This window comes from Roseateles sp. GW823-FHT07B05, from assembly GCF_058794515.1.
On sequence record NZ_JBXAGX010000004.1, the window covers coordinates 409969 to 424594 of the forward strand.

Consider the following 14626-nt stretch of genomic DNA (forward strand, 5'->3'; position numbering starts at 1 on the left):
AAATGCCGGGCCGCGCCATCATCTCCCAGCCATGGCTTCCGTCGTCCGACTCACCGTCCCCAACGAATTGCTGTCGCTTGCCCGCCTGGCGCAGCTGCTGCAGGCCCTGGAAGGCCAGGGCCGCGCGGCCGACCCGCACCAGTACCAGCTGCTGGTGCGCAAGCTGTCCGCCGAACTGCAAGAGCACCAGGGCCACGAGGCGCTGCCCGGCCTGCTGGACCACCTGCCCGCCGCCGCCGAGGTCTACGAGAACCTGCAATACGGCCACGCCGGGCTGGTGCGCGCGCCTCTGGAGATGTCGCTGGCGTCGGAGTTGGCGGTGCGTGGGGTGCTGGAGCGGGCGCGGCGGGGGTGAGTTAGCGAGATCAACGTTCGGCGTAAGGGGGCTGCCGTTTGCAGCGTGTGGCGCCGAGGTGACGCAGATTCCATGTCGGCACGGGACATCACCGATCCCACTCCAGATGCCGGATATACGACTGCAGGTGCCTCTCTCAGCCAGCCTACATCGATCAAGCCTTTGACCTTGTGGGGGAGTCCATATAGGAAGGGTTAGGTCTCACTGGACGTGAAGGAGTGATCGACGTTCTTGCCACTCGTCATTTTTATCTTGAACGATTTCACGTAGATCAACGTTCGAACGCGAGACTCGAAACACTTTCCCGAAGTCTTTTCCCATGTAGCTGCCTTCTTTGATGCTCCATGCAGCGCCGTCTGGCGACACCACTATTGCTCGAAGATCTTCGCCCTTACCGAGGATGCCGGCAACACGCAAAGTCGCAAGCTCAAAGAATTCCAGCGGCTGACACACACGTAGCCGAGCAGGAAGCGCGGCTTTGATGGCGGCCTGAATATCGGGGTATCTGTAGGGGCAGTTGTTTTCGCGAGGTGGTGTGACTGGAATCTGCGTCTCGGTCGCCGCCTCACCAATACGAATCAATTCCTTGTCTCGCGTTGCGTTTGCACCGAGGAGGGAAGCGATGGCAGCAAGGAAATCGTCTTCGTTCTGGTAGTCGCCTTTGATAGAGACTGGAAGCCTGCCGAGCTTTGAAGCAAGCAGTACCTTTCTGTCTAGCAGGTCTACCGAAAGCCTTAGGAGATTCGCCGCTTCGACATTGCTTGCGTGAACGTAGATCTGTGCGGACTTGCCCGCTTCTTCAGCAAAGGCACAAGGTATTTGAGAGAGAACGGCCGCGGCAAGAACGACAAATCGCATGGTGAGATCTAACGTGAAAGCTCAGCGGACGGCGAAGCCGTCCGCTGGAGCGAAGGGTTGGGCAGCATCTTCGCTAGCCTTGATCGAAGCTCAGATAGTTGAGCTGGCCGCGGGCCCGCCAAACAACACACCACGAATTCACATCGCTCTCGTTCTCAAAGAAGACTTCCCAACGGTCGTCAACGACGTCCTGGAAGTCACGTTTTGAAGTGTTGATGAATCGATGGCAGCAATCTTCAAGCGGGTCTCCAACTTCTTCTGAGCTAACAAGCCACCGAACTGCCTCTTCCAAGTCAGGGTCGTCGGCCACCTCACGCAGAGACTTCAGGCGGAGTTGCTGCGCAACGATTGGCCAATCAGATTCCTGGAACGAACACCGAATAGCAAGGCGATCATCGATTCCGGTGCCGCCAGAATAGAAGTTCAAGTTGTACTCGAGCCCGTCCAGGTCCGGCCGGAAGCCAAGGATGTTTCCAATGATGCTGGCAGCTTTCTCCTTGTCAGCGCCGTCGCTCGCGTATCGGTAATCAACGCCGTCGTATGAACGCATCAAGGCCTCACGTACTGTCTGCACAACTATTGGTTTATCCAGCAGCCACTGCTGCTTAACTCGACCGTCTGCCGCTTAACCAAACTGGCGACAGCTGTCGTAAGTTGCTGAATAGGAAAGACTATTTTCGTCAGCTGCGCCCGGCCAGTGCCATTAAACGCGTGCGAAAAGCGGCTGATAGCGGCGCCACTGTGCCAGCCGCTCCGCCCTGCGCAAAGGTGGGGAATTACCAGCGCTCGCGGGCGACATTGTGGGCATCCGTCTGACGTTGCGATGCTCACCAAGCCTGCGCACTACGGCACCTCCGGCGCGCACAGCAATTGCCGCAGACTCGGCCGCCCAACGCCGAAGTTGATGTCATCGATGCGCCAGCCGTCTTTCTGCTTCACCAGCGAGTAGGCCAGCGCCCTTGCCGATCCATCGCCCCGGCGCAATTCAGCCACCACCCGCTTCTGCCCGGCATCCCAGTGCAGGCGGACGCTTGTGCCTGCCGGGTCCTGGCTGTCCCACAGTGGCGCGAAGTCGAGCCGGCAGATCTCCCGCGTGCGCTGTTGACAGGCCCGGTCGCGCAGCAGCAGCCGGGTCAGCGGCTCGGTGAGATGGCGACGAAGCACCGCGGGTGCCGCGCTGGCCAGCGTGGGTGACAGGGTGTCGTCGATGGCGGCCTCTTCCGCGTAGCGGGCGTAGAGCGCTCGTACGGCGGCCACCTCGGCGTCATGCGGCGCGGCGCCGGCCAAGCCGGGTAGCAGGGTCAGCAGCAGTGCCGCCCGCTTCACGGCTGGCGCCTCAACCCGATCTCGAACACCACCCCGTCAGCCACATTGCGCGCCGCGATGCTGCCGCCCATCTTGGCCAGGTAGGTCTTGGCGACGAACAGGCCCTGGCCCCGCCGCTGGCCGTCCTCGGGGGGCGCGTCGCTGACGCCGTAGTCGAAGATGCGCGCGAGCTGGTCGTCCGGGATCTGCGGGCCCTGGTTGTGGAGGTCCACCGTCGCCAGCTCGCCGTCCACGCGCAGCGCCAGCGCGACGGGCGTGCCGGGCACGCGGTAGCGGTCGGCGTTGGTCAGCACGTGGGTGAGGGCGTCTTCCAGCGGGTATTCGTCGGCCTGCACCCAGACCGGCTCGGGCGACGGCGTGTAGACGACATCGGCGATGCCCGCATAGGCCGCGTTCTCGGCCACCTGGCGCAGGAAGGCGTCCAGGTCCAGCCGGCCCACGGCCAGCGTCGCGGCGGCGAGCGCCTCGCTGGGCGAGGCCTGGCCGTACAGCACCTTCACGGCCTGCTGCATGCGCTGCACGTAGCGACGGCTGGGGTCGTCGTCGCCGGCGTGCAGCAGCATCAGCGACTGCAGCGGCGACATGATCTCGTGGCCCACGGCGTGCCACTGGTCGTGCTCGCGCTCGGCGCGCAGTTGCTCGCGGCGCAGGCTGTCGCGGGCGTGCTGCAGCAGGTCGGCCAGCGTGCCGGCCAGGATGCCCAGCTCGTCGCGGCCGCGCAGGCCGGCCACGTCCAGCGTGCCCAGCTCGGAGTGCCCCGGTTGCTGCAGCTGGTGCGACAGCGCCGCGGCGCGCTTCGTCAGCGTCGCCACGCGGCGGATCAGCCCCATCTCGATGATGAGCCAGGCCAGTGCCAGGGCCGCCAGCATGGCGCCCACCGGCCAGGCCAGCCGGGCGGCGCTGGCGCTCAAGGACCGGTCCAGCCCCTGCAGGTCGCCGGTCAGTGTCACCTCGAAGCGGCCGGCCGGCGTCGTCACGGTGTCGCGTGCGGTCAGCGTGCGCGGCGTGGCCGGCGCGGGCAGGTGCTGGATGAGCGCGGTCAGCCACGGCGAGGGCGGCGTGGCGGTGTCGTCGGCCCCCTGCAGCAGCGCGACGACGGTGTTGTTGCCTCGCGTGATCTTCAGCGTCTCGCCGGGCGACAACGTGCCGGACAGCCGCGCCAGCGTCAGCGGTGGCTGCGAGCCGGGGGCCGCGCTGTCGAACAGCGTGGCGCCACCCGGCCCCAGCAGCGCCAGGCGCAGGCCCGTGCGCGGCAGGTCGGCCGGCGGCCATTGCGGTCCGCCGGGGCGGAACAGTGCCTCGCGAAAGGCCTCCACCGGCACGCGCAGCGACACCGTGGTGCGGCGCGGGCAGGGCTCGCCGGTCTCGCCGGCGGCCAGGCAGGGCCCCTCGCGCCAGACCCAGCCGCGGAAGTCGCGCTGCGGCCGGGCCTTGCGCGGCAGCGTGGCGGTGTCGTCGGCCGCCTCGACGGTGAACCCGGGCAGCTGGCCGCGCTGCGCGTCCAGCATCTCGACCGGCGCCAGCCAGTGCTGTGTCGTGCCAGCGCGCTGCAGGCTCACGCGCACGCGGTGCACGTCGCCAATGTCCAGCGCGCCGCGTTCGCGGCTCACCAGCGGCGGCGCGTCCAGGCTGGCCACCAGGTAGACGAAGCCGCCCGCGTAGGCGTTGCTGCCCACGGCCGCGCACAGGCTGGCGCCGCCGGGGTATTGCAGCGAGCAGCCGGCCATCTCGATGGCGCGCTGCGCCTTCGTCGCGTCGTCGAAATCGATGGCGCCGAACGGCAGCACCAGCGGCGCCACCCAGCCGGCATCGACCTGCGCCGGCTCGGGGTTCAACAGCGCCAGCTGGCCCGACGGGTGGCGCAGCTGGGCCACCACCTCGGCCAGCGACTTGGCAAACGTCTGCTCGTAGCGCTGCGCGTTGCGCTGGCGCTCCTCGTTCAGCAGCGCCAGCGCGAGGGCCAGCGTGGCCAGCGCCAGCGCGATGAAGACGAGGTGGAAGACGATGCGGTTGCGGAAGGCCGCCAGCCCCAGCCGCGGCATGTCCGCCAGCGTCACATCGACCGGCCCCAGCCTCATCCGCCGGTCCAGCGGAAGCCGCGCATCGGGATGTTCTCGATGCCGTCGAACGCCGGGTCCACGTCGCGGAAGGCGTCGCGGATGGTGGCCACGTGCTTGCGCACGTTGTCGCGGTTGCGTCCGCTCTTCACCACGTCGAACAGCTCTTCATAGCTGACCACCTCGCCGGTGCGCGCATGCAGCGTGGCGAGGATGCGCTGCGCCGTCAGCGGCAGGTTGACGCGCTGGCCGCGCCACATCGGTGTGCGCTGTTTCAGCGGGTCCAGCTGCAGGCTGGCATCGGCCTTGGCCGTTGCCGGCTTCGCCGCGGGTTCCTTGAGCCGCGCGGTGCGCAGGATGTCCAGGAAGGTCTCGACGAACTCGGCCTCGTCGAAGGTCGTCTTCTGCAGGTAGTCCCAGGCGTCCAGCGCCTTCATGATGCTGCGGTAGATGGCCGCCGGCATCGCCGACACCACCAGTACCGGCGTGCCCAGGCCCTGCTTGTTGATCTCGTTGATGAGCGCCACGCCGGCGTTGCGCTCGCGGCCCAGCTCGATGTCCAGCACGACGAGGTCGTAGCGCTCGCGCGAGAGCGCGGCCTCGGCGGCGTCGCGGTCGAAGTGCTGGTCGACGACCAGTTCGGGGCGGGCGGCGCGTATCCAGCCGGCCAGCTGCTCGCTGGTGGTGGGGTCGTCCTCGATGACGGCGATGCGGGGCATGGCGGGGATTATGTGGAGCCCCGCCGGGGCGGCGGCGGAAGGATTCTTCCGCTCAAGCGCCTGGTTGCAGCAGCCACGTCCTCGCCGCGGTCAGGCCGGCACCAGCCGCCAAAAGCCGAAGGGGTTGGCGAACAGCGAGTCGGCGTCATAGGCGGGGCCGGCGTCGTCGAGCAGGCGATAGGCAGGCTCGTCCTGCGCGGCCGAAAAGGTCTGGCCCGCGCGGATGGTGGGGGACTCGGTGAACAGATACCGCGTGAAGACGCGCAGCAGTTCGACGGCACCGGCGGTGTCGCCGTCGTTCTCGACGATGGCATCACGCAGGCCGAGGTTGTGCATGCCGCAGGAATGGACCTGCGGCCCGGTGATGTAGAGCACGTAGGCTCGGTGGGCGCTGAACAGGTGGAGATCGCTGCACAGTTCGCGCCAGGCGTCCGGCGCGTGCGCGACGCCGCTGCTCTCCACCTTGACGCCCAGGCCGCCCGCGTCCAGCAGTGCGGCGGCGGCCTGCATGAGCGCCTCGGCCTGGAGGGCCGTGCCGCCGTCGGCCACCAGGTAGACGACCGCCGCGTGGCTGTCGATGCGCCGCATGTCGGCCGTGTCCGCCCAGTGCGGCCCGGCTGCGCGGAAGGCGGCACCCATGCGCGGGTCCGCGGCATGGAACTCCAGCGCGCAGGTCTGCCGGGTCTGCATGTGCATGAGCACCTGGCCCGCGAACAGGTAGCCGCTGGCGCCGCGGACGATCTTCTCGACGAGCTCCGAGCGGGACAGCCAGGGGCCGGGAATGCACAGGACGGTCAGCGGGGCGGTGGGGCTCTCAGGCATGGTCCAGGTGTCGAATCCATTGTTGGATGACCGCCTGCAGTGCCGGCAGCTTGGCGGCGAAGTCGGCGGGGGAGGCGAACTCGACCTGTGCGCGGTCGCGGCCCAGCCATTTCAGCAGGCCGGTGGGGTCGGCAATCGCAAGGCTGTCGTCGGGCAGCTCGCGGGTCTTGGCGCCCCGATGCAGGATGAGGCTGAAACCGGTCTGGGCGCGCAGATGCGTGGTGGCGAAGTACTCGCTCGTGCGCCAGCTCGGCGCGTTCCACTTGATGCCTTCGGCGATGGCGGGGTCGACGGCCCGCAGCGCTGCGCGCAGAGCCTCGATCTCCACCTTGCACGGATGGTCGAGCCTCGCCATGAACTGGTCGACGGCGCTCGTGGTGTCGGCGGCGGTCAGCTTGGGCATGGCCGCATTCTGTCGACAAAGCGCCGCCGGTCGCGGCGCTGAGACCGGTGACCTTTCAGCCGCCGATCACACCGCACGCCACGCGCGCCCCGCCACCGCCCAGCGGCGCGGGATGGTCGGCATGGTTGTCGCCGCCGGCGTGGACCATCAGCGAGCGGTTCTTCACGTCGGCCAGCTTCAGGCGCGGGCCCAGCACGGGGGACGTGGCGGCGCCGTCGGCGTTGACGAACAGCGGCGGCAGGTCGCCCAGGTGGCCGTCGCCCCAGGGTTCGCCGTGCTTCTTGCTGCCGGCCGGGTCCAGGTGGCCGCCGGCGGCGAAGGCGGGGGTCGGCGTGCCGTTGTTGTCGGCCGGCGCGCAGGACGGCTTCTCGTGGATGTGGAAACCGTGCAGGCCGGGCGGCAGGCCCTTCAGGTCGGGGTAGAAGGCCAGGCCGTAGGCGGTCTCGACGATGCGCACGCTGCCCAGCGCGGGGCCGGTGCCCTGCTTGTCGGCCATGCTGACGGGCACGGTGAGCTCGGCGGCCAGCGCCAGGGAACTGGCCGCCAGGCAGGCGGCGGCGATCAGGGTGGTTTTCATGGGTAACTCTCCGGCAGCGGACATGGCGGGCTAGCGTAGTCGTCGTACCTGCCGGCGAGGGTGACGGCGGCGTACCGCGTTGGGGGTACACCCGGCCGCTCGTCCCCAGAACTGATGAGCGACCGGGCGGCGGGCGACCAGTGGGGGCTGCGGAAGATTCTTTCCGCCCGCGCGGAAGAGCTTCACCCCGCGCCGCGCTCGTCCCTTCCCGCGGGACCGGGAACCATGGCTGCCATGCATCGCACAACGCCGATGCGCAACACGGCCAAGGAGTCCGTCACCATGCTGCACCGCCTCAAGTCCCTCGCTGCCTCGCTGCGCAACGCCTTCGGCCGTGGGGCCGGGCGCACCCTGGGCGCGGCCACCGCCGCCGCGCCCGTCGCCGCGCGCTCGCTGCGCCGTGCACTGCCGCCGCTGCTGCTCGTCACGGCCGTGACGGCTGCGGGCTATGCCGTCGTCATGCACCCGCCGGTGCAGGCCGTGCCGCACGGCCAGGCGGCGGTGCGCACCAACCAGTTCAGCGGCGGCACCAGCGAGTTCCGTGACGGCAGCTTCCTGCGCATCCCCGGCCTGCACGAGGTGCGCCTGTTCCCGCTGCGCGACCAGAGCTACCGCCCCGCCGGCATCGCCCGCGCCAACGGCCCGGCACCGCTGCAGTCGGTGGAAGGCCTGTCGCTGGGCCTGGACATGAACCTGCGCTGGACGGTGGACAGCACCCGCCTGGCCGAGCTGAGCGCCAAGCTGCCGGATGACATCGAGGCCGACGTCATCGCGCCGGCCGTGCAGGCGGTTGTCTACAAGCAGATCGCCCGCCACACGGTGCGCGAGATCTTCTCCAGCCAGCGCGCCGAGATCGCCGCCGCGTTGGAGGCGGAGCTGCGTGCCAGGCTGGCGGCCGACGGCATCCAGCTCAAGGGCGTGCAGATCGGCTCGGTGGACCTGCCGGCCGACTACCGCCGCGGCATGGACCGCCTGCTGGCCGACAGCCTGGCCAGCGAGCGCATGCGCTACACGCTGGAGATCAGCGAGAAGAAGGTCAAGGAGACCGAGTTCGAGGCGGCCGCCGACAAGGTGCGCCGCGAGACGGCCGCCGAGGCCGCCGGGCGCGAGCAGATCATCGCGGCCAAGGCGCAGGAAGAGGCGATGAAGCATGTGCTGCCCTTCAAGCAGAAGCAGATCGAGCAGCGCGCGCTGGAAGCGCAGGCCGACAGCGCCGCGCGCGTGAAGCAGGCGGAGGGCCAGGCCGAGGCGCGCCGCATCGAGGTGGCGGCCGAGGCCGCCGCGCGCCAGAAGCTGGCCGACGCCGAGGCCTACCGCGTGGCCCAGGTGGGCAAGGCCAACGCCGGCCAGATGGCCACCGAGGGCGAGCTGCTGACGCGCCACCCGCTGCTGGTGCAGAAGGCCATGGCCGACAAGCTGTCGGACAAGGTGCAGGTCATCATCGCGCCCCCCGGCTCGGGCGGCTTCATCGGCAGCGCGCTGCTGGCCGGCGTGCAGCCTGTGCCGCCCAAGGCCCAGCCGGAGCAGGAGTAAGCCGCCATGCGTCGCTTTGTGCTGATCGTCGTGGCCGCCGCGCTAGCCGCTGCCGTGCTGACCACCCATGCCGAGGCGGCGGACTTCCCGCGCGCCGGCCTCGTGTCGCAGGACTCGCCGCTGCGCGGGGCGCCGCGCGACACCGCGTCGTTGCAGGCCCAGCTGGGCCGCGGCGAGGCGCTGGAGATCCGCGGCGAGCGCGGTGACCACTGGCAGGTGTGGGACTACCGCCGCGAGCGCGGCGGCTGGCTGCGCAAGAGCCAGGTGTTGCCGTTGCCTCGCGGCGATGGGGCCACCGCCGAGCTGCTGGCCCAGCTGCGCCTGGCGCGCCAGCAATGGGGCACCGAAGGCCTGGGCCTGGGCCTGGCGGCCGCCTACGTGCAGGCCGCGACGCCGGCGGAGCTGGCCGGCCCCGGCGGCGCCGAGGCGCTGGACGCGCTGGGCACGTTTGCCGAGCGCATCGCCGACCGTGCGTCGCTGCCCAACGCCAAGCTCGGCGAAGGCCAGCTCGCCGCGCAGATGGACGTGGCTGCGCGCTACGGCCTGAAGTTCGAGCAGCTCGACGCCGAGGACGGCCGCGTGCAGGTCTGCTTTGAGGGCGACGCCTTCCGCCGCGTGCTGGCCACCGCCGCCTCGCCCGAGCAGCGTGTGCGCGCCGCGCTGGCGCTGACGCGGCCCGACTGCCTGAACCCCCGCGCCACGGTGCGCGAGCAGGAGGCGCGCGACCAGTGGCGCCAGCAGGTGCTGGCCCAGGTGGACGCCGCCACGCTGCCGGTGCACTGGAAGAACCGGCTGCAGATGCGCAGGGCGTCCGTGGCCGCGAGCCTCGCCTTTGCGCAGGCTCGCCGTGGCGACGCCGTGCAGCCGCAGGCGCTGGCCGAGTTTGCCGGCATCGTGCCCACCGAGCTGACCGAGGACGACCAGGCCGCCTACGCCGACGCCGCGATGCGCGTGAACGCGGCGCGCTGGCTGGGCACCGCGGCCACGCCGCGTGACTTCGGCGCGGTGCAACTGGCGCTGGAGCCCGGCGCCGATGGCCAGCGCTGCGTGGCGCTGAAGGAAGGCGGCAAGCCCGCCGCGCGGCGCTGCACCTTCGGCCAGGTGGCGCTCGCATCGGCGTCACTGAACCGCGAGGGCCGTGCGCTGGCGCTGGCGGTGCAGCCGCTGGACGGCTGGCGCGAGCTGTGGCTGTTCACGAAAGACCGTGACGGCTGGCATGTCGACGTGATGCCGCCAGCGCCGGCGCAGCCGGGCCTGGGCGTGGCCGAGTTCGCCGGCTGGGTGCCGGGCGGCCAGCAACTGCTGGTGGCGCGCGAGTTCCGCGCCGAGGGCCGCTACCGCCGCAGCTTCGAGGTCGTCACGCTGGCCGGGCTGGTGACCGAGAAGCAGTCCCCCGAGCCGGCGCTGCTGGGCGCCTTCCAGCGCTGGAGCGACCCGGCCTGGCGCGGCGGCTCGCCGATCCGCCGCTGACGGTGTTCAGGCGGACCGGCGCCGGGCCGCCCCAAGCCGGCCCGCGCAAGCGATGTGCAAGCGGCTCGATGCCGCTTGCATCGCCATCCCCTCGGGGGATCGACTGGGTTCGCCGCGTTCAGCAGGCGAGACCAGGCGAGGGGCACCCTTTCAAGCCGCCAGCCGCATCGTCTCGTGCAGCGGCAGCTCCAGCCGCGCCAGCGTGCCCTCGCCCGGCCAGCTCTGCATCTGCAGGCTGCCCCCCAGCATGCCGCTGACGAGGCTGTGCGCGACGAACAGGCCCAGCCCGCTGCCGCCCTGGCCGAAGGTGGTGGTGAAGAAGGGCTCGAAGGCGCGCGCCACGTCGGCCGCCGGCATGCCCACGCCGTTGTCGCGCACCTCCAGCGTCAGCCGCGTCTCGTCGGGGCGGCTGGCGCTGACGCGGATGCGGCCCTCGCGGCCCTCGCGGAAGCCGTGGATGCAGGCGTTCTCCAGCAGCTGTTCCAGCACCTGCTGCAGCACCTCGGGGTAGCCGTCGAGCACGAGGCCCTCGGGCAGCTCGCAGGCCAGCCGCACCCGCTCCACGCTGAGGCGGGTCTGCACGCGCGCCCAGGCGCGCAGCACGGCGTCGCGCAGGTCGAAGCGCTCCCGCTGTGCGCGACCCGTGCCGTCGGTGAGCTGCTTGAAGCGGTTGACCAGCCGCAGCGCGCGCTCGACGTTCTGCTCCACCAGCGTGGCGCCGTCGCGCGTCTGCGCGATCCAGTCGGCCAGCTCCTGGCGCTTGAGCGGCTGGCCGCCCGCCAGACGCTCGGCAAAGCCCGCGCTGCCGGCGCGCAGCGCGCTGGCGCTGAGCAGTGCGTTGCCCAGCGGCGTGTTCATCTCGTGCGCGATGCCGGCCAGCAGCTGGCCCAAGGCGGCGAGCTTGCGGCTGTTGACGAGCTCGTCCTGCGCGGCCAGCAGCTCGCGCGTGCGTGCCTGCACCTGCTCTTCCAGCCATTGCGCGGCGCGGCGCCGCTCCTCGGCGCGGCGTTCCTGGTCGATGGCAATGCCGGCCAGGTGGCTGGCCGTGTGCAGCGCTTCCAGCTCCTCCGGCGTGGGGCGGCGCACCTCGCGGTAGTACATCGCGAAGCTGCCGATGACGCGGCGGTCCGGCCCGTGGATGGGCGCCGACCAGCAGGCCCGGAAGCCGTAGGGCAGCGCCAGGTCGCGGTACTGCGCCCACAGCGGGTGGGTGGCGATGTTGTCCACCACCACCAGCCGGTCGTCGAACATGGCCGTGCCGCAGGAGCCGGCGGTGGGGCCGATCTCGGCGCCCTCCAGTGCCTGCATGTACTCGGCCGGCATGCGCGGGCCGGCGGCCGCGTGTACATGCACGCCGTCCAGGTCCAGCAGCAGTACGGTGCAGTACAGGCCGGTGAACTGCGACTCGATGAGCGCCGTCAGCCGCTCCAGCACGGGCTTGAGCGGCTGGCCGGTGGCCACCATCTCCAGCAGCTCGTTCTTGGCGTGGTTCAGCACCTCGGCGAACTGCATGCGGCTGACGTCCACCATGCACACGGCCAGCTGCGGCTCGCCGTCGCGCTCGCTGAACGTCAGGTGCAGCTCGTGGGGGCGGGTCTCGCCCGCGCGGGTCTGGAAGGTCCACGGCACGCTCAGCGCGCCGGCCTGCTGCACCTGGGCCAGCAGCGCGTCCAGCGTCTCGGCCGAGGGGCGGCCGTCGGGCTGGCGCAGCGGGCACAGCAGCGACAGCGGCATGCCGGCCAGCGCCTGCGGGTCGTAGCCCAGCACCTTGGCATGCCCCGAGGCCACACCGATGATGGGCAACCCGGGCCGGGTCTTCACGAGCAGTATCGCGACATGGGTCATGTCGTTCATCTCGGCCTCCGCTGAATGGCCTGCCGCCGGGGCCCTGACGGGCCCCATGACACGGCGTTAGCAGGCCGGTGGCAATTTACACCCATCCTGCTGACGCCCGGGGCGGTGCACCGCGTCAGAATCGCGCGCCATTCCCAACGATACGGAGACCGCCGTGCCGCAGATGCTGCTCATCGTCGAACCCCTGGGCCAGCGCGCCGAACGCGGCCGCGCCGGCGGCGAGGTGGCTTACCAGCGCATGCTGGACTTCGCCGCGGCGCTGCAGGCCGAGGGGCTGCTGCTGGGTGTGAACTCGCTGGGCTCGGCCGCCAAGCGGCTCGCCAAACGTGACGGCGCCGCGCAGGTCTGGGATGGCCCGTTCGCCGAGGCCAAGGAGATGGTGGGCGGCTATTTCCTGCTGGACACCGACGACGAAGCCGTCGCGCTGGCCTGGGCCGAGCGCTGCCCGGCGGCGGAGTGGGCGACGGTGGAGATACGGGGGGTGGGCCCCTGCTATCTGTGAGCCCCTCGCCCGGCCTTGCCTCGCTGAACGCGGGCAAGGCCGGTCGGTCTTGCAGACCGCGCTGCGTCTTGTGACGCAGCCCTTCGCCAGGCACATCGCCCCCACTGGGTGCGATGTGTCCGGGCTCAGCCCCCGAGGGGACGGCGATGCGTGCGGCATTGAGCCGCCCGCACATCGCCCGGCGGGCCGGCTTGGGGCGGCCCGGCGCTCGGCCCGGAACCCCCTACGTTGAGCGGGCTCGGTAGTTTCCCGGAACCTGTCGAAACGGCGTCGCGTGGATCGTCGTGGTCATGAAGGCAGCGAGAACAGCTTGCCTGCCAACTTCAGGAGAGCCCCCCAATGCGATTCATGATCCAAGTCCGCGCCACCGTCGTCAGCGAGCGCGGTGACCCGCCCGGGCCCGAGTACGCGCCGCTGTTCGAGGCCATGGGCGCCTTCCACGGTGAGATGGCCCGTGCCGGCGTGCTGCTGGACGGCGCCGGGCTGCGCCCCAGCCGCGACGGCTGGCGCCAGCGCTACGGCGCCGACGGCCGTGTCGAGCTCGTCGACGGCCCGTTCGCCGAGGCCAAGGAGCTGATCGCCGGCTACACGCTCATCCAGGTGCGCGACGAGGACGAGGCCCGCGCCTGGGCCAGCCGCTTCCCCAAGCCGTTTGTCGGCATCCCCTGCGAGATCGAGGTGCGCCGGCTGTACGAGGATGCCGACTTCGCGCCCGGCGGCGACATGGCCATCCCCAGCGCCTGAAGGAGACCGCCATGAGCAATGTCTCCCTCTTCCTCATCGGCTTGGGCGCCGCGCTGGTGCTGCTGCTGGCCTACGCCGCCACGCGGCCCGACGAATTCCGCGTCGAGCGCCGCCTGCGCGTCGCGGCGCCGGCAGACAAGGTCTGGCCCCTGGTCAGCGAGCTGCGCGCCTTCAACCGCTGGAACCCCTACGAGCGCAAGGACCCGCTGATCAAGGGCGCGTACAGCGGCGCCGCCAGCGGCGTGGGCTCGCGCTACGACTGGGATAGCCAGGAAGTGGGCAGCGGCAGCCTGGAGATCACCGGCCAGCAGCCGGGCCGCGCGGTGCAGATGAAGCTGGACTTCGTGAAGCCCTTCGAGGCGCACAACCAGGCCGAGTTCGCGCTGCAGCCCACCGCCGACGGCGCGACCGAGGTGCGCTGGACGATGCACGGCCCGGCCAACTTCATCAGCAAGCTCATGGGCGTGTTCATCAACATGGACAAGATGGTGGGCCGCGATTTCGAGGACGGCCTGCAGAACCTGCGCCGGCTCGCCGAGGTGAAGGCATGAAGGACCTGCACTACGGCATCGACATCGCGGCGCCCGTGGCGCGCGTGTGGGACTGCATGTTCGACGCCATCGCCTACCGCGACTGGACCTGCGCCTTCTGCGAGGGGTCGTACTACGAGGGCTCGTGGGCGCAGGGCGCGCGCATCGCGTTCCGCGACCCGGATGGCAACGGCATGGACGCCATCGTCGACGAGAACGTGCGGCATGAACGCGTGTCGCTGCGGCTGGTGGGCGACTTCACCGCCGGCCGCCCCAACGCCGACAGCCCGCTGATCCACGCGCCAGCGCACGAGCGCTACGAGTTCAGCGCCACCCCCGCCGGCGGCACGCACCTCGACATCCACCTGCAGAGCTGGAACGACGGCTTCACCGACTTCCTCACCGACAGCTGGCCCCGTGCGCTGCAGCGCCTGAAGGCACTGGCCGAGTCCACCCACTGAAAGGACACATCATGCAGATCAAGGTGACCAGCGTCATGGTCGACGACCAGGAGAAGGCGCTGGCGTTCTACACGCAGAAGCTGGGCTTCACGAAGATGGCCGACATCCAGATGGGGCCCACGTACCGCTGGCTGACGGTCGTCTCGCCCGAAGGCATCCATGGCGTGGAGCTGTCGCTGGACCCGATGATGATGGACGCGTCCAAGGTCTACCAGAAGGCGCTGTACGACGCCGGCGTGCCCATCAACGCCTTCGTGACGACCGACGTGGAGGCCGAGGCGCAGAAGCTGCGCGAGCGCGGTGTCGTCGTGCGCGGCGAGCCGGTGGACATGGGTCCCATCAAGGCCGTCATGTTCGAGGACGGCTGCGGCAACCTGATCCACCTCGTCCAACCCCTCATCACGCCGGAGTGACC

The 14626-nt window shown here is 70.2% G+C and carries 17 protein-coding genes; 8 read left to right on the top strand and 9 right to left on the bottom strand.

The annotated features are described in order from the left end of the window. Positions 1-31: 31 nt before the first annotated feature. On the top strand, positions 32-355 hold the full coding sequence (locus AC1Q7O_RS12145; protein ID WP_492659896.1) for a hypothetical protein: 324 nt from the start codon (positions 32-34) through the stop codon (positions 353-355). 201 nt (positions 356-556) lie between these two features. Here the strand turns inward: AC1Q7O_RS12145 and AC1Q7O_RS12150 are convergent, their stop codons facing one another. From AC1Q7O_RS12150 to sodC, 8 genes are all read right to left on the bottom strand, one after another. Next, on the bottom strand, positions 557-1213 hold the full coding sequence (locus AC1Q7O_RS12150) for a pilus assembly protein PilP (RefSeq protein ID WP_492659895.1): 657 nt from the start codon (positions 1211-1213) through the stop codon (positions 557-559). A gap of 73 nt (positions 1214-1286) precedes the next feature. Next, positions 1287-1763 carry a hypothetical protein gene (locus tag AC1Q7O_RS12155; RefSeq protein WP_492659894.1) on the bottom strand — a complete coding sequence of 159 codons (477 nt, stop codon included), beginning with the start codon at positions 1761-1763 and terminating at the stop codon, positions 1287-1289. A 293-nt stretch (positions 1764-2056) separates the two neighbouring features. Next, the gene (locus AC1Q7O_RS12160) at positions 2057-2539 is read right to left on the bottom strand and encodes a YqhG/Tai3 family protein (RefSeq protein ID WP_492659893.1); all 483 of its coding nucleotides are present in this window, start codon (positions 2537-2539) and stop codon (positions 2057-2059) included. Continuing rightward, positions 2536-4617, bottom strand: a complete 2082-nt coding sequence (locus tag AC1Q7O_RS12165; protein WP_492659892.1) for a sensor histidine kinase — start codon at positions 4615-4617, stop codon at positions 2536-2538. The genes AC1Q7O_RS12160 and AC1Q7O_RS12165 overlap by 4 nt, the downstream gene beginning before the upstream one ends. After that, positions 4614-5315 (bottom strand): response regulator transcription factor, encoded by a 702-nt coding sequence (locus AC1Q7O_RS12170; RefSeq protein WP_394512223.1) that lies wholly within the window; start codon positions 5313-5315, stop codon positions 4614-4616. The genes AC1Q7O_RS12165 and AC1Q7O_RS12170 overlap by 4 nt, the downstream gene beginning before the upstream one ends. A 90-nt stretch (positions 5316-5405) precedes the next feature. Further along, a complete protein-coding gene (locus AC1Q7O_RS12175) occupies positions 5406-6137 on the bottom strand; it encodes a hypothetical protein (protein WP_492659891.1) in 732 nt (243 codons plus the stop codon). Further along, on the bottom strand, positions 6130-6540 hold the full coding sequence (locus AC1Q7O_RS12180; protein ID WP_492659890.1) for a DUF1801 domain-containing protein: 411 nt from the start codon (positions 6538-6540) through the stop codon (positions 6130-6132). The genes AC1Q7O_RS12175 and AC1Q7O_RS12180 overlap by 8 nt, the downstream gene beginning before the upstream one ends. 55 nt (positions 6541-6595) lie before the next feature. After that, positions 6596-7117, bottom strand: coding sequence for a superoxide dismutase [Cu-Zn] SodC (gene sodC, locus AC1Q7O_RS12185; protein WP_492659889.1), 522 nt, complete (start codon positions 7115-7117; stop codon positions 6596-6598). Between the two features lie 282 nt (positions 7118-7399). Between sodC and AC1Q7O_RS12190 the strand changes: the two genes are divergently transcribed. Further along, positions 7400-8650, top strand: coding sequence for an SPFH domain-containing protein (locus AC1Q7O_RS12190; protein WP_492660036.1), 1251 nt, complete (start codon positions 7400-7402; stop codon positions 8648-8650). 6 nt (positions 8651-8656) lie between these two features. Then, a complete protein-coding gene (locus tag AC1Q7O_RS12195) occupies positions 8657-10120 on the top strand; it encodes a hypothetical protein (protein ID WP_492659888.1) in 1464 nt (487 codons plus the stop codon). A gap of 150 nt (positions 10121-10270) precedes the next feature. Here the strand turns inward: AC1Q7O_RS12195 and AC1Q7O_RS12200 are convergent, their stop codons facing one another. After that, positions 10271-11974: a sensor histidine kinase gene (locus tag AC1Q7O_RS12200; RefSeq protein WP_492659887.1), complete on the bottom strand. Its 1704-nt coding sequence runs from the start codon at positions 11972-11974 to the stop codon at positions 10271-10273. A 154-nt stretch (positions 11975-12128) separates the two neighbouring features. Here AC1Q7O_RS12200 and AC1Q7O_RS12205 point away from each other — a divergent pair, with 154 nt between their 5' ends. From AC1Q7O_RS12205 to AC1Q7O_RS12225, 5 genes are all read left to right on the top strand, one after another. Further along, positions 12129-12476, top strand: a complete 348-nt coding sequence (locus AC1Q7O_RS12205) for a YciI family protein (RefSeq protein WP_492659886.1) — start codon at positions 12129-12131, stop codon at positions 12474-12476. Positions 12477-12815: 339 nt separating this feature from the next. Further along, on the top strand, positions 12816-13220 hold the full coding sequence (locus tag AC1Q7O_RS12210; protein WP_492659885.1) for a YciI family protein: 405 nt from the start codon (positions 12816-12818) through the stop codon (positions 13218-13220). An 11-nt stretch (positions 13221-13231) separates the two neighbouring features. Then, positions 13232-13771, top strand: coding sequence for an SRPBCC family protein (locus AC1Q7O_RS12215; RefSeq protein WP_492659884.1), 540 nt, complete (start codon positions 13232-13234; stop codon positions 13769-13771). Further along, complete coding sequence (locus AC1Q7O_RS12220; protein ID WP_492659883.1) at positions 13768-14211, top strand: SRPBCC domain-containing protein; 444 nt, start codon at positions 13768-13770, stop codon at positions 14209-14211. Before AC1Q7O_RS12215 ends, AC1Q7O_RS12220 begins: the two co-directional genes overlap by 4 nt. 11 nt (positions 14212-14222) lie before the next feature. Then, positions 14223-14624: a VOC family protein gene (locus tag AC1Q7O_RS12225; RefSeq protein ID WP_492659882.1), complete on the top strand. Its 402-nt coding sequence runs from the start codon at positions 14223-14225 to the stop codon at positions 14622-14624. Positions 14625-14626: the final 2 nt, after the last annotated feature.